Origin of the sequence: Curtobacterium oceanosedimentum, assembly GCF_040545555.1 — a bacterium.
GTDB lineage: Bacteria > Actinomycetota > Actinomycetes > Actinomycetales > Microbacteriaceae > Curtobacterium.
The window spans coordinates 82,569-102,542 of record NZ_JBEPMD010000009.1 but is presented as its reverse complement, the minus strand read 5'-3'; the positions used below and the strand labels follow the sequence as shown (position 1 = coordinate 102,542).

Annotated in this window: 13 protein-coding genes; 7 read left to right on the top strand and 6 right to left on the bottom strand. The window is 70.8% G+C overall.

Annotated features, from left to right (window positions below; genetic code table 11):
- Positions 1-78 precede the first annotated feature (78 nt).
- The 3 genes from ABIC52_RS11460 to ABIC52_RS11450 all read right to left on the bottom strand — a co-directional run bounded on the left by ABIC52_RS11460 (position 79) and on the right by ABIC52_RS11450 (position 3,123).
- Positions 79-468, bottom strand: coding sequence for a DUF4190 domain-containing protein (locus ABIC52_RS11460; RefSeq protein WP_209824998.1), 390 nt, complete (start codon positions 466-468; stop codon positions 79-81).
- 106 nt (positions 469-574) lie between these two features.
- Entirely contained in the window at positions 575-1,792 is a 1,218-nt protein-coding gene (locus ABIC52_RS11455) for a lipopolysaccharide biosynthesis protein (protein WP_354027374.1), read from the bottom strand.
- A complete protein-coding gene (locus tag ABIC52_RS11450) occupies positions 1,789-3,123 on the bottom strand; it encodes an MATE family efflux transporter (RefSeq protein ID WP_126890028.1) in 1,335 nt (444 codons plus the stop codon). Before ABIC52_RS11450 ends, ABIC52_RS11455 begins: the two co-directional genes overlap by 4 nt.
- Positions 3,124-3,184: 61 nt before the next feature.
- Between ABIC52_RS11450 and ABIC52_RS11445 the strand changes: the two genes are divergently transcribed.
- On the top strand, positions 3,185-3,847 hold the full coding sequence (locus ABIC52_RS11445; RefSeq protein WP_161972536.1) for a GAP family protein: 663 nt from the start codon (positions 3,185-3,187) through the stop codon (positions 3,845-3,847).
- 196 nt (positions 3,848-4,043) lie between these two features.
- Here ABIC52_RS11445 and ABIC52_RS11440 read toward each other — a convergent pair whose 3' ends face one another.
- Positions 4,044-5,381, bottom strand: a complete 1,338-nt coding sequence (locus tag ABIC52_RS11440; RefSeq protein ID WP_354027373.1) for a uracil-xanthine permease family protein — start codon at positions 5,379-5,381, stop codon at positions 4,044-4,046.
- A gap of 93 nt (positions 5,382-5,474) precedes the next feature.
- Here ABIC52_RS11440 and ABIC52_RS11435 point away from each other — a divergent pair, with 93 nt between their 5' ends.
- The 3 genes from ABIC52_RS11435 to ABIC52_RS11425 are packed head-to-tail and all read left to right on the top strand — an operon-like array spanning position 5,475 to position 9,958.
- Positions 5,475-6,950 (top strand): glycosyltransferase family protein, encoded by a 1,476-nt coding sequence (locus ABIC52_RS11435; RefSeq protein WP_354027372.1) that lies wholly within the window; start codon positions 5,475-5,477, stop codon positions 6,948-6,950.
- 39 nt (positions 6,951-6,989) lie between these two features.
- Positions 6,990-8,954 carry a M13 family metallopeptidase gene (locus ABIC52_RS11430; protein WP_354027371.1) on the top strand — a complete coding sequence of 655 codons (1,965 nt, stop codon included), beginning with the start codon at positions 6,990-6,992 and terminating at the stop codon, positions 8,952-8,954.
- Positions 8,954-9,958, top strand: a complete 1,005-nt coding sequence (locus ABIC52_RS11425; RefSeq protein WP_354027370.1) for a serine hydrolase — start codon at positions 8,954-8,956, stop codon at positions 9,956-9,958. Before ABIC52_RS11430 ends, ABIC52_RS11425 begins: the two co-directional genes overlap by 1 nt.
- Before the next feature lie 13 nt (positions 9,959-9,971).
- Here the strand turns inward: ABIC52_RS11425 and ABIC52_RS11420 are convergent, their stop codons facing one another.
- The gene (locus ABIC52_RS11420) at positions 9,972-10,466 is read right to left on the bottom strand and encodes a MarR family winged helix-turn-helix transcriptional regulator (protein ID WP_354027369.1); all 495 of its coding nucleotides are present in this window, start codon (positions 10,464-10,466) and stop codon (positions 9,972-9,974) included.
- A gap of 147 nt (positions 10,467-10,613) precedes the next feature.
- Between ABIC52_RS11420 and ABIC52_RS11415 the strand changes: the two genes are divergently transcribed.
- On the top strand, positions 10,614-10,904 hold the full coding sequence (locus ABIC52_RS11415; RefSeq protein ID WP_354027368.1) for a hypothetical protein: 291 nt from the start codon (positions 10,614-10,616) through the stop codon (positions 10,902-10,904).
- Between the two features lie 99 nt (positions 10,905-11,003).
- Here ABIC52_RS11415 and ABIC52_RS11410 read toward each other — a convergent pair whose 3' ends face one another.
- Positions 11,004-11,681, bottom strand: coding sequence for a DUF4232 domain-containing protein (locus ABIC52_RS11410; RefSeq protein ID WP_354027367.1), 678 nt, complete (start codon positions 11,679-11,681; stop codon positions 11,004-11,006).
- 104 nt (positions 11,682-11,785) lie between these two features.
- On the opposite strand from ABIC52_RS11410, the gene ABIC52_RS11405 reads away from it, so the two are divergent.
- Positions 11,786-12,064 (top strand): hypothetical protein, encoded by a 279-nt coding sequence (locus ABIC52_RS11405; RefSeq protein WP_126890045.1) that lies wholly within the window; start codon positions 11,786-11,788, stop codon positions 12,062-12,064.
- Positions 12,065-12,418: 354 nt separating this feature from the next.
- Entirely contained in the window at positions 12,419-19,576 is a 7,158-nt protein-coding gene (locus ABIC52_RS11400) for a PA14 domain-containing protein (RefSeq protein ID WP_354027385.1), read from the top strand.
- Positions 19,577-19,974: the final 398 nt, after the last annotated feature.

The following is a 19,974-nucleotide window of genomic DNA, read 5'->3' as shown; positions in this document are numbered from 1 at the left end:
GCGATCAGATAGACCGCGAAGGACTTGCGCAGCCATCGTGCACGAGGTCGACGGCAGCGTGATGCACGAGACGGGCGGCTAGGAGCCCGACGTGCCGCTCGTGGCGATGCCCGCCGCGCCGATGCCGATCACGACGATCAGGAACAGCGCCCACCCAACGACGAACAGTCCGTTCAGGATCAGACCGGTGACGGCCATCCCACACCCTGCGGGTTCCTTCCGGAGACCCACGATGCCGAGGACGAACCCGACCAGCGGCACGAGGAAGGTGAAGCCGAGGACGATCGAGACGAGGCCGAGCACCATGCTCGTGATGCTGAGGCCGCGCGGCGGAGCCGGCTGGAAGCCCACGGTCACGTGCGTCGGCTGCCCGTACTGCTGCGCCTGCGCGTACTGCGGCGGCTGCTGCGCGTACTGCGGCTGGTGCTGGCCCTGGCTCCCCTGGCCCGGGTACTGGTCGTCGCTCATCGGTCGTCCCCCACATCGAGTCGGCTGTCGCGTGCCCCAACGGTAGCGGACCGTCCGAGCGCCGAGACGTCGATGATCTGTTGTGAAAGGTGCCTTTCATGACGGACTACCGCGCGGCGCGCAGCCCGAGCACGACCACCACCACGAGGTTCACCGCGCTCCCCACCAGGAACCCCGTGCTCCCCCCGGCCACACCCCACGTCGGCGTGAGCACCGCCATGAGCACCACCCCGACGACGAACCCGGCGACCGACGCCAGCGCCACCTGCCGTGACCGTCCGGAGGCGAGCAGCAGCGCCGCCGGCACGAGTCCGACGGTGAACACCCAGACGCCGACCATCAGGTAGCGCAGGTCCGCGACGGCCTCGGCCCCCTCGGCGGGGTAGACGAGCGGCAGGAACCACCCGGCGAGCCACGCGACGAGCCCGAACACCACGGCGGTCCCCGCGGTGAAGCCCCCGACGAGCAGGAGCACCCCGCGCGAGCGCAGCGACCCGCCGTCCGACCGGTGTGCGAACGCCGGCACGAGCACCTGGCCGAGCGCCTGCCCGACCATCGACGCCGGGGTCGCCAGGGTGAACGCCGCCGCGTAGACACCGGCGTCGTGCGCCGAGACGGAGACCTGCGCCGAGATCATCGTGAGCTGCAGCAGCCCGTTCGAGGTCACGACCGCCAGGACGTTCCACGCCGCGAAGCCGAGCACCCCCGCGGTCGGTTCCGGTGCGCCGGGAGCGCGGTTGCCCCGCGGCCAGCAGGCGACGGCGAACACGGTGTACCCGACCGCCAGGGGCAGCAGCACGAGCGGCTCGAGCCGGGCGACGCACGCCGCCACGAGCAACCCGAGGGCGAGCAGGCTCGTGACCGTGTCCCACAGTGCGACCTTGGGAGCGCGGTCGTACCCGAGCTGGGCGCCGCGGGCGTAGCAGTACAGCCCGTAGCCGACGACGACCCCGACCCCGCCGACGACCATCCCCGGGCTCGCACCCCACGCGAGGGCGACGGGGACCGTGACGGCGGCGAGCACGACGCTCGACACCGCCATGGATGCTCCGAGCAACCGGTTCACCGCGGTGTCCGACCGCCGCCCGCGCAGGGCGATCGCGAGCACCCGCGACGCGGTGTTGCCGGCGGCGTTCGGCCAGAGCAGCGCGGTGAAGACCGACATCGACAGCAGTGCGGTGGTCTGGCCGAGGGTCTCGGTGCCGAACACCCGGCCGACGACGACGGTGACGAGTAGTTTCGCGAGCCCCTGCACCCCGATGCCGATCGTGGCGAGCAGCGCCGACGACGCGACGCGCCCGCGCCCGTGCGTGCGCCCGGTCACCGCGCCAGCGCCTGTTCGACCCAGCCCCGCCGGTGCGCCCGCACCCCGAGGGTCACGGCCCGGACGCCGATGTACCCGAGCGCGAAGGCCGCCCAGAGCCCGGCGAGCGTCCCGCCGACCCACCAGAGCAGCGGCAGGTACACGACCAGGTTCACGAGCCCGGCCAGGGCCAGGTACCGCGCGTCACCGGCACCGATGAGCACCCCGTCGAGCACGAACACGTACCCGGCGACGGGCATCCCGACGGCGATGAGCACGAGCACGAGCGGCAGGGCCGAGCGCACCGCGGCCGAGTCGGAGAACACCGGCCCGAGCAGTCCGCTCACCGCGAGGGTCAGCACCCCGAGCAGCACGCCGCCGACGATGCCGAGCAGCACGAGCCGCCGGGTCACGAGCCGCACCCGGTCGGGGTCGCGTGCGCCGAGCCCGTGGCCGACGAGCGCCTGCCCCGCGATGGCCAGGGCGTCGAGGGCGAAGGCCAGCGTCGAGAACACCGTCAGACCGACCTGGGTCGTCGCCAGGCCGGTCGTGCCGAGGCCCGACGCGGTGGCGACGGTCGCGAGCATCGCCACGCGCAACGACGCCGTGCGCAGGAACAGCCAGGCCCCGGACCGGAGCGCCCGCACCACGCCCGAGGCCCCCGGTCGTAGCGGTGCACCCGATGCCCGGGCGGCCCGGACGGCGATCACGACGTACACGGCGGCCATCGCCCACTGCACGATCACGGTGCCGGCGGCGGACCCCTCGACGCCCCAGCCCGCGCCGTAGATGAGCACGGCGTTGAGCAGCCCGTTCGCCACGAAGCCGATCGACGCCACGACCAGCGGGGTCCTGGTGTCCTGCAGCCCGCGCAGCAGTCCGGTCGAGGCCGTCACCACCAGGATCCCGGGGAGCCCGATCAGCGAGACGGTCAGGTACGCGGTCGCCGCGGCCGAGACCTCTGCCGAGGCGCCGAACAGGTCGACGAGCGGCCCCGCGAGCGGCCAGCCGACGAGCGCGAGCAGGACCCCGAGTCCGAGGGCGAGCCACATCCCGTCGATGCCGGCGTGCACCGCACCGCGGCGGTCACCGCCGCCCAGCGCTCGGGCCACCGCCGGTGTCGTCGAGTACGCCAGGAAGACGAGCAGGCCGGTCACCGTCTGCAGCACGACGCTCGCCAGGCCCACGGCGGCCAGCGCGGTCGCCCCCAGGTGCCCGACGAGCGCGGTGTCGGTGAGCAGGAACAGCGGCTCGACCACGAGTGCGCCGAGCGCCGGCAGCGCGAGCCGGACGATGTCCCGGTCGACCGACCGACGCTCGGTGGTCGCGGCGGGCGAGGTCGGTCGGGGCACCGGACCATCCTGCCGGAGTCGGAGCAGCACCGGCCCGGCTCGCCGTCGGTACGCTGCGGCCGTGGACCTCCTCGCGCTCGCGCCCGGCGCCGTCGGCATCGCGCTGAGCCCGCTGCCCGTCGCGTCCGTGGTCGTGCTGCTCGGGCACCGGCGGGGCTACGCGCCCGCGGTCGCCTGCACCGCGGGCTGGGTCGTGGCCGTCGCCGTGGCACTCGTGCTGGCGGTCGCGGTGGGGGAGCGGCTCCCCGTGCAGACGGCAGGCGGATCATCGGTCCAGGCGATCGTCGCCCTGGTCGCCGGGGTGGTGCTCGCCGGGCTCGCGGTCTGGCAGTGGGCGGTCCGTCGGCTGCCGGACGGGTCCCCGTCCAGCACCCGCTGGGCGGACGTGGTCGAGCGGGTCGGTCCGGTGCACGCCTTCGGGCTCGGGATGCTCCTGTTCTGCAACCCGAAGGCGATCGTGCTCGCCCTGGCCGCTGGCCTGGCCTTCGGGGACGCCGAACCCGGTCCCGGCGTGGCGCTGGCGGCCGGCGCGGCCTTCGTCGTGGTCGCCGCGTCGACGACGGTGCTGCCCGTGGTCCTGGTGCTCGCGGCCGGTCCACGTGCCCGTCGCCCCCTCGCCGCGATGCGCGCGGGGATCGCCCGGTGGGGTTCCGTCGGTCTGGTCGCGGTGCTCGCGGTCCTGGCGGTGGTCCAGCTCACGGTCGGCCTGACCGGCTTGCGCTGACGGGTCTGGCCTGACCGGACGCCGCTCGTCCGGTGCATCGGTGGAGCAGGAAGCGTCGGGTCGAGCACGTCCACCCGACGATTGCTGCTCCACGGAGCGGGCGGGCTGGACCACGCGACGGACGGGAGGCCCGTGGCGGCGCCGCCACGAGCCTCCCGTCCGGTGGTCCCGCGGCTCGGTCCGCGCGCGGCTCCGCTCAGTCCGCGCGCGGCTCCGCCGGGATCGCCCCGGTGGCGGCGCGCGCCTCGTCCGACGCCCGGGGCGTAGCCGGGTCCGTGCCGCGGGCACGGCCGACCAGGTCCATCAGGTGGTAGACGACGATCGCGGCGACCGTGCCGACGATGATGCCGCCGAAGGTCGCGCCGCCGAACGAGAACGTGAAGTCGGCGATGCCCATGATCAGCGCGATGCCGGCGGTCAGCTGGTTCTTCGGCTTCGCGAAGTCGACGCGGTTCTCGACCCAGATGCGGATGCCGATGACGCCGATCAGGCCGTACAGCGCGGTGGTCGCACCGCCGAGCACCCCGGCCGGCACCGACGAGATGACCATGCCGACCTTCGGCGACAGACCGAGCAGGATCGCGACGATCGCCGCGACCCAGTACGCGGCCGTCGAGAACACGCGGGTGGCGGCCATCACGCCGATGTTCTCGCCGTAGGTGGTCGTCGCGGAACCACCACCGGCACCGGCGAGCACGGTCGAGACGCCGTCGGCGAAGAGCGCGCGACCCGTGAGCGGCGTGAGGTCGCGGCCGGTCAGCTGGCCGACGCCCTTGACGTGCCCGACGTTCTCGGCGACCAGGGCGAGCACGACCGGCACGAAGCCGAGGTAGATCGCGAGCTGGCCCGGGTCGAAGGCCGGGGCGGTGAAGGTCGGCAGGCCGATCCAGGGGGCGGATGCGGCCTTCGTCAGGTCGACCTCGCCGGCGAGGAGCGCCGCGACGTAGCCGACCAGCACGCCGATGACGATCGACAGGCGGCCGAGCAGCCCCTTGAACAGGACCGTGACCAGGATGATCGCGGCAAGGGTGATCAGCGCGACGACGGGGGCCTTCGTGAAGTTGTCACGTGCGGCCGGCGCGAGGTTGAAGCCGATCAGCGCGACGATCGCGCCCGACACCACCGGGGGCATCAGGCGGTCGATCCACCCGGCCCCGGCCAGGTGCACGATCGCGCCGACGAGGGCGAGCAGGACGCCGACCACGATGATCCCGGACAGCGCGAGCGGGATGCCGCCGATCTTCGTCGCGGCGCCGATCGGAGCGAGGAATGCGAACGACGAGCCGAGGTAGCTCGGCAGACGGTTGCCGGTGATGAGCAGGAAGAGGATCGTGCCGACACCGCTGAACAGCAGGGTCGTCGAGGGCGGGAAGCCCGTGATGAGCGGCACGAGGAAGGTGGCGCCGAACATCGCCACGACGTGCTGCACGCCGAGCCCGATGGTGCGACCCCAGGAGAGGCGCTCGTCCGGCGCCACGATGGTCGAGGAGGAGACGGTCGCGCCGTCACCGTGCAGCTTCCAGCCGAGTCCCATGGCAGCACCGTAGCGGCTGCCGTCCGGCCCAGCCGTCCGTGGGAGCCTGTCTGTGGGGAGCACGCCACTTCGGAGAGGGACGCACCACTGCACATGAGACGCTTCCGACGCGCCAGCACCCGGCTCGCGGCCCGGTCGGCGACCCGACCCTGGATCGACCTGGTGGTCGTCGCCGCCGTCGTCTTCGTGGTGGCTGCGTCCGTCGCACGGGCCTTCACCTACCCACCGTTGGAGGGCGGCGACGAGCCCGCGCACCTCGACTACGTCCTGTCGGTGTGGCACGCGCATCTGCCGGTCTTCGAGGACGGCATCACGTACAACGCCCCGTTCGGCAGCACGACCCCGGTGCAGTGGGTCGCGCAGCACCCGCCGCTGTACTACCTCGTCCTCGCTCCGGTCGTCGGACCCCTGTTCGACGGCGGCGACGCGCTGGCCGCGGTGCTGGCCGGACGGGTGGTGAGTGCCGCGATGGCCGGCGGTGTGGTCCTCGCGTCGGCGTGGGCCGCCTGGCGGTGCTTCCCCACCGCCCGCCTGCTCCCGGGCGCGGTCGCCGTCGTCACGGCCTTCGCCGGCATGCTCGTCCAACAGGGTGGGTCGATCTACAACGACGTCCTCTTCGTGCTGTTCTCGGTGCTTGCCTGCGGGATCGCGGGCGCAGCGCTGCGGACCGGTGTCACGAGCAGGCTCCTGGTCGGCGCCGCGATCGTCGGCGCCGGGGGCACGGCGACCCGTCTGTCCTTCGCGCTCTGGCTCGTCGCCCTCGTCGTCGCGCTGGCGGTCGCCCCCACCGTGCGGTTCGGCAGGCTCACCGGTGTGCCGGCGCGTCTGCTCGCGGCCGCCGCCCCCGTCGTCACCTCCGCGCTCGCGTCGGGGTGGTTCTGGTTCCGCAACCAGCAGCTGACCGGTTCGTTCAGCGGCCGGCAGGCGGACTGGGGGATCGAGAACATGGGGCGCGTCGTGCGCCCCAGGGCGGAGGTCGCGACGGACCCGGACTTCTGGACCGGACTCTTCGGGATCTACCGGGGCGTCCTGGACCCGGCCGAGCCGGTCCAGCTCGTGCAGTGGGTGCTCATGATCCTCCCGATGGTCCTCGCGGGCGTCGTCGGGACCTGGGCGATCGGACGTCGGGCCGTCGGACGGTCCCGCACCGTGTCCGCGACGACCGGACGGCGACGTGACCGGACGTCGACGACGCTGATCGTGCTGATGTTCCTCGCGGTCACCGCGATCCTGACCGTCGTCGAGATCGACTACGTCCACGGCGGTGGCGCACCCAACACCCGGTACTCGCTGACCGTCCTGCCGATCATCACCATCGTGATGGGCGCCGGACTCACCGCCCTGCCACGACTGTTCCCGGTGCTGCTCACCGCGTGGGTCCTGCTGGCCTGGGTGGCCTACCTCTCCCTCGTCGACCTGCAGGTGTCGACGATCGTGCCGGACGCGGCAGGGGTCGTCCAGGTGTCCGTCGGAGCGTCGGCGGTGGCCGCCGCGGCGATCGTCGTCGGTGCCTTCACGGCTCGTCGGCGCGTGGGGACGGCACCCTTCGGAGAACGTCCGTCCGCCTGACTCCGTGCCGGCCGGGCACCGGTGGCTATCGTGGAGCGCATGACCGACGTCGCACGCACCTCAGGGATCCACACCGACGAGCTCGACCCGGACGTCCGCCCCCAGGACGACCTCTACCGGCACGTCAACGGGACGTGGATCGCGGAGACGCCGATCCCCGACGACAAGGCCCGGTACGGCTCGTTCACGGTGCTCGCCGAGGACGCCGAGGTCGCGGTGCGCGCGATCGTCGAGCGCTCGCAGCAGGCCGCGCCCGGCACCGAGGAGCGCAAGGTCGGGGACCTCTACACGTCCTTCACCGACGAGGAGCGCCTCGAGGCCCTCGGCACCGGTCCGATCGACCCGCTGCTCGGCGAGATCGACGCCGTCGAGACGACCGACGACGTCATCGCGATGGTCGGACGCTTCGAGCGCCTGGGCCTGCCCGGCTTCATCCAGCTCTTCGTCGACAACGACCCGGGCGACCCGGAGTCGTACGTCGTGTTCCTCGAGCAGTCCGGCCTGGGCCTGCCCGACGAGTCGTACTACCGCGAGGAGCGCTTCGCCGACATCCGCGCGAAGTACCGCGAGTTCGTCGCGTCGATGTTCCCGCTGGCGGGCTTCGCCGACGCGGGGCAGAGCACCGAGGCCGTCATCGCGCTGGAGACGGCGCTCGCCGCGGTGCACTGGGACAACGTCACCACCCGCGACAGCCAGAAGACCTACAACAAGATGACCTGGGACCAGGTGACGGCGCTGGCGAACGGCGCCGACCTGCACCTGTGGTGGCAGGCGATCGGTGCGCCGGCCGGTGCGTTCGAGACCGTCGTGGTCCGGGAGCCGTCCTTCATCACCGGGCTCGCGGAGCTCCTCCGCTCCCAGCCGCTCGACGCGTGGAAGGACTGGCTGCGCTGGCAGGTCATCCGCGGGTCCGCGGCGTACCTGACGAGCGCGATGTCCGCGACGAACTTCTCGTTCTACGGCACGGCCCTCACCGGTGCCCCGAAGCAGCGCGAGCGCTGGAAGCGCGGCGTCTCGCTGGTCGAGGGCGCGATGGGCGAGGCCGTCGGCCGCATCTACGTGCAGGAGCACTTCGACGAGACGTCCAAGGCCGAGATGGACGACCTCGTCGCCAACCTGGTCGAGGCGTACCGGCAGAGCATCACCGGACTCGACTGGATGACCGACGAGACCCGCGCACGTGCCCTCGACAAGCTCGACAAGTTCACGCCGAAGATCGGCTACCCGGTCAAGTGGCGCGACTACTCCGCCCTGTCGGTCAGCCCCGACGACCTGGTCGGGAACGTGCGGGCCGTCGCGAGCTTCCAGGTCGACCGCGAGCTCGGCAAGATCGGCACGCCGATCGACCGCGACGAGTGGTTCATGACCCCGCAGACGATCAACGCGTACTACAACCCGGGCTTCAACGAGATCGTGTTCCCCGCGGCGATCCTGCAGTTCCCGTTCTTCGAGGCCTCGCGCGACGCGGCCGCGAACTACGGCGCGATCGGCGCGGTGATCGGCCACGAGATCGGCCACGGCTTCGACGACCAGGGGTCGCAGTACGACGGCGACGGCCGCCTGCAGAACTGGTGGACCGAGGCCGACCGCCAGGCGTTCGAGGAGCGCACGAAGGCCCTCATCGCCCAGTACGACGCGCTCGTGCCGACGGAGGTGCCGGACGGACACGTCAACGGCGCACTGACCATCGGCGAGAACATCGGTGACCTCGGCGGGCTGTCGATCGCGTGGAAGGCGTACCTGCTGTCGCTCGACGGCCAGGAGCCGCCGGTCGTCGACGGGCTGTCCGGTGCCGAGCGCTTCTTCCTCAGCTGGGCGCAGGCCTGGCGGATGGCGATCCGCCCGGAGGAGGCAGCGCGTCTGTTGAGCATCGACCCGCACTCGCCGAACGAGTTCCGCTGCAACCAGATCGTGCGGAACATCGACGGCTACTACGAGGCCTTCGGCGTCACCGAGTCGGACACGATGTACCTCGACCCGGCCGAGCGCGTCGCGATCTGGTGATGACCGAGTCGGACGCGGCTCCGTCGTCCGAGCCGGACGCCGAGCCGAGCGCCGGTCGCCCGGAGCCGGGTGCCTCCGCAGGCCCCACCCGCCGTCCGCGGCGTCGACACCAGGTCGACGCCGCGGACGGCGCACGTGCGCGTGGCCGCCACCGCGGGGGAGCGGACGAGCGGTTCAGCGCCGGCCTGGAGGCACTGGGTGCGCTGGCACGGGACGGCGCGTCCGTCAGTGCCTCGGTCATCGACACCTCGACCGGCCGAGCGCTGCTCGCCGTGGACGACACGCTCGTGCAGCCGGTGGCGAGTCTCGGCCGGGTGCTGCTCCTGATCGAGACGGCCGCCCAGCTCGAGGACGGCCGCCTGCACGGCGACCGGCTCCAGCGGATGGCCCGGGACACCGCCACCGGTGCGGGGCTGTGGCAGTTCCTGCAGGAGTCGACCATGCAGGTCTCCGACCTCGCGACGCTCGTCGGGGCCGCCGCCGACGCGTGGGCCACGAACGCGTTGCTCTCCGCCGTCGGCATCGACGCCGTGCGCGAGCGTGCCGAGGCGCTCGGCATCGAGCGGACCGCGCTGATCGACCGGGTCCGTGACCGCCGGGGACCCGACGACGCTCCGGACGCCTCGGTCGCGCCGGCGGGCGAGCTCGCCTGGCTGATGCGCGGTCTGGCGCTCGGCGAGGTCGTCGACGAACCGGTGTCGAACCGCGTGCTCGGGTGGCTCTCGCTGGCGAGCGACCTCAGCCTGGTCGCCGGCGCCTTCGGCCTCGACCCGCTCGCACACCGGGCGCTCGACCACGGCTTGCAGGCGGTCGTCGTCACCGGGTCGTCGACAGGGGTGCGGGCCGAGGCCGGCATCCTGCGCGGACCCGGCTCGTCGGTGAGCTACGCGGTCACGGTGACGTTCGACGACGCGACGCTGCAGCGGCGGCTCGCGGTGGTCGACGCCCTGCGGACCCTGGGCACCGAGGTGCTCGAGGTCGTGCACGCCCCCTCGTACCGCTGACGGAGCGCGACGCTCAGAGACCGAGCCGGATCGCCGACCCGAGGCGGTTGGCGAACCGTGCGATGACCTCGGCCTCGGCGTCGGACAGCTCGTCGACGACCTGCACGAGGGGTGCCGTGATGTGCCCGTAGGCCTGCTCGAGGTCCGCGGCGGCGCCCGCCGAGGGGACGACGACGATGCCTCGGCGATCCCGCGGGTTCGGACGCCGCTCGGCACGTCCGGCACGACCCAGGCGATCGACGAGCTTCGTCACCGCCGCGGTCGTGATGCCGAGGCGCGACGCGAGTGCCGTCGGGCTGAGCGGTCGGTCCGCCGCGGCCGCCTGCACCACGTGCAGCAGGGCGAGCGCGTCGGTCGAGCGGAGGTCGAGCTTCCGGAGCGCGGCATCGTCGGCCTCGTGCACGCTCTCGCCGAGCGCCTCGAGCCCCGCGATCGCGTCGGCACCTGCAGCCGTCCTCGGGCGCGTCTGCAGGTGAGGTCGTGCCGCGTTCCGTCCGTGTTCGTCCATGCTGGTCCCCTCGATTGTCCGGTGTCCGCGGAGGGCATCCTCCCACCCGCGCCGAATGTCCTAACCGTGGAAGTAGTCAACCAGGTACGACAACCGTGCAGAGCGACCCACCGGAATCACTCGGTGGGCTCGACGAGGAGGATCAGCATGACGAACGCAGCAGGAACCAACGCCCGGCACGACTCCGTCGTCCGCCGTACGTGGACCGAGACCAAGGCCGCCACGAAGACGACGGAGTTCTACGCCTGGCTCGTGGTGTCGATCGCGATCCTGATCGCGTCGGCCGTGGTGGACAACGGCGACGACGGCCAGGGCTTCGGCGCCGACAAGGCGTGGTCGTACGTCGCACTCGTGACGGTGGCCTACATCCTCAGCCGCGGCATCGCGAAGGCCGGCGTCCACAAGTCGGACGACCGCGACGACCGCCGCGCCGTCTGACCGGAAGCGCGCACGGGCACCGGCGACGGGCGGTCACCTTGCGGGGTCGACCGCCCGTCGCCGGTGTCCGGGGGCACGCCGTCGTGCCCGGGACGCGGCTCAGTCCGCCGCCTGCCCCTCGGGCACCAACCCCTGCACGCTGAGCAGCCCCGCGTCGGTCGACCGGCACGCGGTGACCCCGGAGTCTCGCACGAACAGCGACTCGGTCGATCCGGGCGGGTACACGCGGAACCCGTCCGCGGCCACCGGGTCGCACGTCGCCGTCGGGTAGTTCTCCGCCTGGGTGATCTTCAGCGGTGCGACCGCCACCGCGCCGGGCGCCAGCGTCACGGTCGGGTGCGCCGATGCCTCGTCGCGGGTGGCCGGGGCGCCGATCTGCGCGCCCGAGCCGCCGCCGACGAAGGAGACCCCGGGCCACCCCTGCAGCGTGCAGGTCGTGGAGCCGGTGTTGCGGAGCGCGAGGTGTACGTACGTGCTGCCGGCAGCCCCACCGCTGCCGGACTCGATGCTGCCCGTGAGCGAGCCGGTGGCACAGCGGCCGCCGTCGCTGCCGGACCCGCCAGCCGCCGATCCACCCGACGCCGACGACGAGGACGGGGCCGACGACGGAGCCGCCGGTGCAGTCGACGGGGACGACGACGCCGTGGCGGAGGCCGTCACGGTCTCGGTGGCCGTCGGCGCCGTGTCCGTACCGCCCGACGAACAGCCGGTGAGCGCGAGGGCGAGCACGACCCCGGTGCTCGCGAGGACGATGGGGGTGCGGGTGCTGCGGTGCATGCCTCGACGCAACACCCGGCCCTGCCCACGGGACTCGGGCGGCGTCCAGTCGTCACGGGCACACTCGCGTCACAGCCAGGAACACGAGCGACGGAGGTCGGAACATGGCAGGCAAGCACGAGCAGGCACGCGGCGACGAGGGCCGAGCGGACGGCGTGGACACCCGCGCCGGAGCCTTCACGGACAGCGAGATCCCGGGCGAGCACCACGTCGACTCGCACGAGCCCGCCGGTGAGTTCGTCTCCAGCGACATCCCCGGTGAGACGCGGCCCCAGGGTGCGGGCGGTGCGGACGAGGGTGAGTACGTCGAGTCGGAGATCCCCGGCGAGGCCGAGCCGACCCCCACCGGCGAGACCGGGCACTACGTCGACAAGGACGAGTGAGGTACTGGGCGACTCCTGTCGGAGCTGACCGGAGTCGCCCCTCCCCGCGCCGCTCCGCGGCTTCCTGTGTGAAGCCTCACCCCGAGCTCGTACCCCGGAAGCAGTACCACGCCGGAAGTGTTCTCCGCTCCGCGGCCTGTCCGCGCAGCGCGACCGATGTGGCTCGTACCCCGGCCGGTCCGTCGTCCCCGAACGGGGGGCAGAACCGATGGATCAGCTGGGGGTCGCTGTTCCTACGCTCAGTCTTCGTGCTCCCAGGGGAGCGGAGCAGGGCCGGTCTCGAACCGGTCGGAGCAGTAGGGGAGTCCCATGCTGGGACGGGTAGCGCGAGCTGGGACGCTCGCGTCGGTGACCATGACGATCGCGCTGGTGGCGGAGCTGCTGGTGGCGGTGCCCGCGCAGGCGGAGACGGTGGCGCACGAGTCGCCGACCGATGTGCCGGCGCTGGCGACGTCGCAGTCCGACGACGTGCACGCCGGTTCGCCGCTGTCGGCTGACGGGCTGCAGGCACCTGGGCCGTTGCGGCTGCGGGCCACCCCCACGGGCGACCCGGACGACCCGGCGCCGGCGGCTCAGGACCCCGCGGCGGATGCGTCGGCGACGGGGATCGCGAAGGGCGCGGAGCTGACGTCGCAGTCGACGTACCAGAACACGTGGACGAACCCGAACGGCACGAACGTGACGCAGATGTCGCGGGTGCCGTTGAACGTGAAGGACGACTCCGGGCAATGGGTGCCGATCTCCACGAAGGTCGAGAAGACCGACGACGGTGGCTTCAGCGTTGACAACCACCCCCTACAGCCCGAGTTCGCTTCCTCGACGGGTGTGGACGGCCCGGACTACACGGTCACGTCTTCGTCGACCGGTGACCGTGTGTCGTTCGAGCTCGAGGGTGAGCGTGACGCGGATGCGCACGTACCGACGAAGGACCAGCTCGCGGCGTCGGACCAGCCCGGTGCGAAGGCGTCGCGTGGGGTGGCGTACGACGATGTGCTCCCCGGGACCGACATGTCGTACCAGGTGGACGCGGGCGGGGTGAAGGAGGCGCTGATCCTCGCGCAGGCTCCGAAGGCCGCGAAGCCGTCCTACAGCTGGAAGGTGCACGCTCCGCACCTGACGGTGAAGGACGGTCCGGTCGGGTCCGTGAAGTTCGTTGATGACGATGGCAAGACGGTGTTCTCCACACCGACCCCGCTGATGACGGATTCGTCTGGCGTCGCTGGTGAGTCCGACAACGCAGTGGCGACGATCCCTGTTGGCATCGACCACCTGTCCGGGGACGACTGGCGGATCACGTTGACGCCCGACGCGGACTGGCTCCGGGATGCTGCGCGTGTCTACCCGGTGTCGTTGGACCCGTCGATCTGGAACGGCCCGTCGGCGCTGCAGTCGTACATGTCGACCAACAGCGGTGGGAGCGTCGCGGCGACCGCGTCGTACGCGAACATCGGGAACTCGCGGATCAACAACGCGGCGAGCATCTGGCGGACGGTGCTGAAGTTCCCGTACGAGCAGCTCTACGGCAAGCAGGTCCTGTCGGCGCAGCTGGTGGAGACCCAGGCCAACTCCGGGACCGCGACCGCGACCACGTCGGTCGCTGGATGGGCGTCGGCGTACAGCTGGAACTGCGGCATCCGGAACGCATCGCGGACGAACTTCACGGCCGGGTACACCGGCACGGCGTCGTTCGACGTCACCGGACAGGTCCAGCAGTGGACCGACGCGAGCTCGCCCGGCGGATCGTTCTGCCTCATCGGGGACGAGAACGCGGGTGCCTACACGTACAAGAAGCTCGACGTGTCCCTCTACCTGCAGTGGGAGGACAAGCCCACCGTCGCCGGGAACGTGACGACGCTCCGGGATCCGAACCCGGGGTTCCCGGACCAGCAGACCTCCCCTGGTGCGACGTCGTCCGGAGCGGCTGCGTCGTCGCCGGTGACGGCGTCGACGACGCCGACGCTGGCGGTGAAGGCGACGCAGGACGGCGAGCAGACCTACCCGCTGACCTACCAGTTCTTCGTGGGGACGACCTCGGACGCCTACGGGTCGCGTCGATGGAACACCGACTGGACCAACGCGCCGAACGGCCAGGCCCCGACGTTCCAGGCGACGGTCCCGCAGGGGGTGCTGCAACCCGGGACGCAGTACTGGTGGAACGTCGTCGTGCAGGACCCGTACGGGGTGCGGGCGTGGACGCCGGCGTACCCGTTCGTGACCACCTCGCTGCCCACGGCGGGAGCGAGCAGTGTGTACTCGCCGACGGACAGCTCCGTCGTCGCGACGACCACGCCGCTCCTGGTGGCGCCGGCGGCGACGTCGACGAACGGGAAGCAGCTGCAGTACGAGATCCGTGTCACCAGTGGTGCGGACGGGACGAGCGGGCAGATCGCGCAGTCCCCGCTGTGCTCCACCGCGCCGGGTTCGGCGTGCACGATCAACACCGACGGCACCGCGTCGTGGACGGTGCCCGACGCGGTGCTGCAGGACGGCGGCTCGTACACGTGGGTGCTGGTCGTCAACGACACGTACGGCGACTACCTGTACACCGCGAACTCGACCACCGGCGTGAACCGGTTGACGGTGAACTCCCGTGTCACCGATCCCGGCCCCGCCCCGACGGACGCCGCCGGTCCGGTGACGGTGAACCTCGGCAACGGCAACGTCGCGGCGTCGTTCTCCTCACCGACCGTGCACACCCTCGGCGGGGACATGGGGATGAACTTCTCCTACAACTCCCGAATCGCCTCGAACCGTGGCCTCGTGGGCACGTACTGGAACGTGCCGGCGAACACGGCGACGTTCGGTCGGGGCGACTCGATGACGGCGAACGCCGTGCAGACCCTCGTCCGCACGGACACCGGGGTGGCCTTCGACTGGGGCAGCGCCGCACCTGACGATGCCGTCTCCCAGTCGTACTTCCAGGCGAAGTGGACCGGGTACATGACGCCACCGGACGGAACGTACACGTTCGGCTTCCAGGCCGATGACGGCGTCGCCCTGCAGCTGGGTACCACCGGCATCATCACGGACCAGTGGAAGGACCAGCACCAGACCGCTCCGCAGATGGAGACCGCGGCGAACCAGATCCTGACGGTGACGGGCTCGCAGTGGTCGATCGGCTCCCAGTCCGGGCAGCTGCCGATCCCGATCACGGTGGACTACTACCAGCGCGGCGGCTCGTCGAACGTGTACCTCGAGGTGCAGCAGCAGCAGACGTCGTCGGGGTCCTCGTGGGTGAACACGCAGGTCGTCCCGTCCGACTGGTTGACGAAGTCGCCGACGCTGCTGCCCTCCGGGTGGGCGTCGTCCGCCGCGATCATGGGCGACGCGGGAGCCTACGTCTCCGCGTCGAAGCAGGGCGGATCGGTGATCGTCACCGACACCGACGGCGGCACCCACACCTACGCTCGCGCCTCGACCGGTGGGTACACCCCGCCGCCGGGCGAGCAGGGCGTGCTGGCCTCGGACGAAGCCGGCAACCTGGTCCTCACCGACGAGGGCGGCACCGTCTACCAGTTCGACACCGCTGGCTTGGTCACGTCCGTGACCCCTGCTGCCGATCTCGGGTCGAAGCCGGCGAACCCGGTCCCCGCGTACAACAGCAGCCGACAGCTGACCTCGATCGCGGACCCGCTGTCCGCGTCGGGGTCGGGCACGACGCTGGCGTACTCGCGGAAGGTGCAGTTCTCGTACCTGTCGAACACCACCATCGGCTCGAGCGCCACGAGCGGCGCGAACCGTGCCGCGGGAGCGTGCGCTCCGCCGTCCGGCTCGTCGTTCCCGATGGCCGTCACCACGACCGGGCCGGGAACGCAGTCGGACGCGGGGATGCTCTGCCAGATCCTGTACCCGGACGGCACCACCACGCAGCTGTACTACGACACCACCGGACAGCTCGCCCGCGTCGTCGACCCCGGCAACGAGGTCACCGACTTCGGGTACACGCGCGGCTCGACCAACGGCACGTACCTGCTGTCCACGATCCGGAACTCGCTCACCAACGACTGGCTCGCCGCGGACACCAGCCGCGACCCCGCCGGACCGGTGACGACCGACATCCGCTACGACGGGAAGAACCGCGCCACCTCGGTGACCCTGCCCGCCCCGGACGGGGTGAGCAGCGCCTCCCGGCCGCAGAAGACGTACACCTACGGTGAGGAGGATGCAGCAAGGAACCGCACCAGTGCGGTCGACGTCGCGGGGATCACGGTCCCCAACGGGCACGCGTCGACCGTGACGATGGATGCGGCGCTGCGGCAGACGTCGGCGACGTCCGCGTCGGGACTGACGAGCAGCACGGTGTGGAACAGCCGCGACAACCAGCTCGCGTCGATCGACCCGCAGGGCCGTGAGTCGAGCACCGTGTACGACCAGCAGGACCGCGCCGTCGCCTCCTACGGTCCGGCACCGACGTCCTGCTTCGGACAGGTGCAACCCGCGACCGCGATCCAGAACACCAACGGGCCGCTGCCCACGAACGGGGTCTGCGCGGGGACCGGCACCCCGGTGGCACAGACCACGACGAGCATCGACGGGAACCTCCGCGGGCTCGCGGCGTCTTGGTACAACAACCAGACGCTCTCCGGCGTTCCGGCGGCGATGACGCTCGGAGTGCCTGCGGCGGCGGGTGCGAACGGCGGGAAGACCGACGGCGCCGTCGACTACGACTGGTCGACGGGGAACAACGCCGTCAGCCCGATGACGACCCCCACCGGAACGGTGCTCGGCGGCACCAGCGGCGCGAACTGGACCGTCTCCTTCACCGGTCTGATCACGTTCCCGACCGCCGGTACCTACCGCTTCTACACGTGGGCAGACGACGGCACCAAGCTCTGGATCAACGACCAGCTCGTCATCAACGACTGGGGCCCCCACGGTCCGCACATCGCTGCTGCGACCAAGCCGTTCACCGTCGCTGCGGGGCAGAGCCTGCGCATCCGGTTGAACTACCTGCAGCAGACGGGAACGTCCCGACTCGCGCTGGCGATGACGGCCGGCAACACACCGAGCACCTACACGGCCGCCGACGTGGTGCCCGCGTCGATGCTGTCGCCGGCGTACAACCTCGGCACGTCGTCGACGACGGCGGACTCGGTGCCCTCGGGGGCGCAGGCGAACCAGATCAGCCCGATCACCACGGCCACGACGTACTCACGGCCCTGGTACGGCACGGTCGACGGCACCACCGTCGACCCGGCCGGGCTGGCCCTGAAGACCTCGACCACCACCGAGGCTCCCGGCGCCGGCTACCTCCGCTCCCTGACCCGCACCCTGCCCGCGCAGGCGGCGGCCGCGTCGACGAACGCGTACTTCGGTGCGTCGCAGACGATCAAGGACGCCTACGGAACCACCGACGGGCAGATCTGCGGCGTGGACGTGTCCACCGCGCAGAACGGGATGCTCAAGTCGACCACCGGACCGACACCCGCGACGGGCAGCGCCGTCGTGACCTCGTACCTGTACGACGTGTGGGGTCGCACCGCTGGGACGAAGACCTCCGGCGACGCGGACTGGTCGTGCGTGACCTTCGACGCTCGAGGCCGCGCGGTGAAGGCGGTCACGGCGGCGTTCAACGGGCAGCCCAGCAGCACCGCGACGACCGCGTACTCCGACGACGGGCTCACCGCCGCGGTGGCCGACGGTGCGGTGCCGGGATCCCCGAACGGCTCGACGACGACCACCACGACCGACCTGCTCGGCCGGACCGTCAAGTACGTCGACGTGTGGGGGACCACCACGACGACGTCCTACGACCAGGCCGGCCGGGTCACCTCATCGCTGGCGGTGACCGCGGACGGGGTGCAGCACACGACGGGCCAGTCGTACGACGTGGACTCGAAGGTGACGCAGTTCACCGTGGACGGCAAGGTCGTCGCGGTGCCGACGTACCAGCGGGGTGAGGTCACCTCGGTGGCGTACCCAGCAGGTGCCGGGAACGCCGGCAACGGCACGTCGGTGACGCTGACGAAGAACGGAGCTGGTGCGCTGACCGGATTGGCATGGTCCTTCCCGAACAGCCAGCCGCAGGTCACCGACCAGGTGGTCCGATCCCAGTCCGGTGACGTCCTGCAGGACACCACTACGCTCGGGGCGGCGTCGAACGTGTCGTCGTACTCGTACGACACGGCCGGCAGGCTCGTGGCCGCGTCGATCCCGCGGCACCGGTTGACCTACGGGTTCGGTCCGGCGACGTGCACCCAGGCGGGTGCGGTCGCTGCGGCGGGGAAGAACGGCAACCGGACGTCGTCGTCGGATCAGCTCCTGGATGCTGCCGGGAACGTGGCCGGTGCGGCGACGCAGGTCGCGTCCTGCTACGACGCCGCAGACCGGCTCCTCGGCACGATGGTCACGAACCCGGTGACGGGGGCTACCCCGGTGAACCAGTCCCTGACCGGATCCCAGCTGGCGTACGACGCGCACGGGAACACGACCACGTTGGCGGACGAGACCCTCGTCTACGACGGGCAGGACCGGCACGTGCAGACGTCGCTGACGGACGGGTCGAAGGTGTCGTACGTGCGGGATGCGTCGAACCGGATCGTGCAGCGCACCGAGCAGACCCCGGACGGGTCGAAGACGGTGACCCGGTACGGGTTCACCGGTGACGGTGACACTCCGGACTTCGTCTACGACGGGGCCAGCAAGCTGACCGAGTGGGACCTTCCCCTGCCGGGCGGTGTGACCGCGGAGCTCCGCGGCGGGAGTGCGGTGTGGTCGTACCCGAACATCCACGGCGACATCATCGCCACCGCCGACGCCGCCGGGCAGCTCGCCAGTACGACGTTGCCGGTGTGCGACCCGTTCGGTCAGGTCATGGACCAGACCACGGGCCTGTTCGGTACGGTGACGGCGAACCAGTCCGGCCCGGACACACAGCAGGGCAATGCGGACTACGGGTGGTTGGGGCAGCACCAGAAGCTCAGCGAACACCTCGGCTCGATCGCCACGATCGAGATGGGTGCCCGGCAGTACGTCGCAGCCATCGGACGGTTCCTGCAGGTCGACCCCGTCGAAGGCGGCACCGACAACGCCTACGCCTACGTCAACGACCCCATCGGGAATTTTGACCTGAATGGGGAACACAGCTACAAATGCATGCCTTCCGGTTGTTACCGATCCGATGGGCGGAGGATACGTACTCCGCGATACGCCTCTGCACACGGTCAGGGCAACTGCAGGTATCGCCGCTGCGGCCATATGATGACGTTGAAGCAGCAGCACCGCTTTGAATCGCGCGTTTCAACATGGAGCGGACGAATTGCCTTCTTCGCAGGCTTGGCATCATTCACCCCCCTTGCGCCAGTTGCCGCTCCTGTCGCGATTGTGGGCGGAGGGATATCAGTCATCACGGGATGCATGGTGCCAAAGAATGGTTCACGATGCGCCGCATCAGCTCTCACCTACGGGTTCGGTCTCCTCTTTCCTCTCAAAGGTCCTGGAGGTGGTATCTTCGGTGGTCTTACCGGAGCTACTGACTGGATCCCGTCCGGTCGGAAGAGCAACAGGAGGTAACTTTGCATGGGAACTGAACGGCCAACATCGTGGTCACCTTATATAACGGGGATCGTTGCAACTTTGGCAGGCGGATCTGCACTCTTACTGAACGCTGTGAGTACCATGCAGGATGATCCAAGCGGATCTCGAACTTCGTTTCTGCTTCTGATAATTGGCCCGCTTGCACTCGTAGGTTTCGGTTTCATTAGCGCACTTCCGCGCCGCAAACGACATGGGCTTCTCGTTGCAAGCCATGGAGGCCATGTGGTGATCGATGTGATCGTGACGCCAGCGACTCGAGCGCGTTTAAATCTCGAAATGCAGCTCAAGCGAAGTTACACCGCTTGTCTCGTTTTCTCAGGTAATGAATATCAGATCTGGAAACGAGGGTTCGTGTCCCCGCCCGTTTGTGTAGC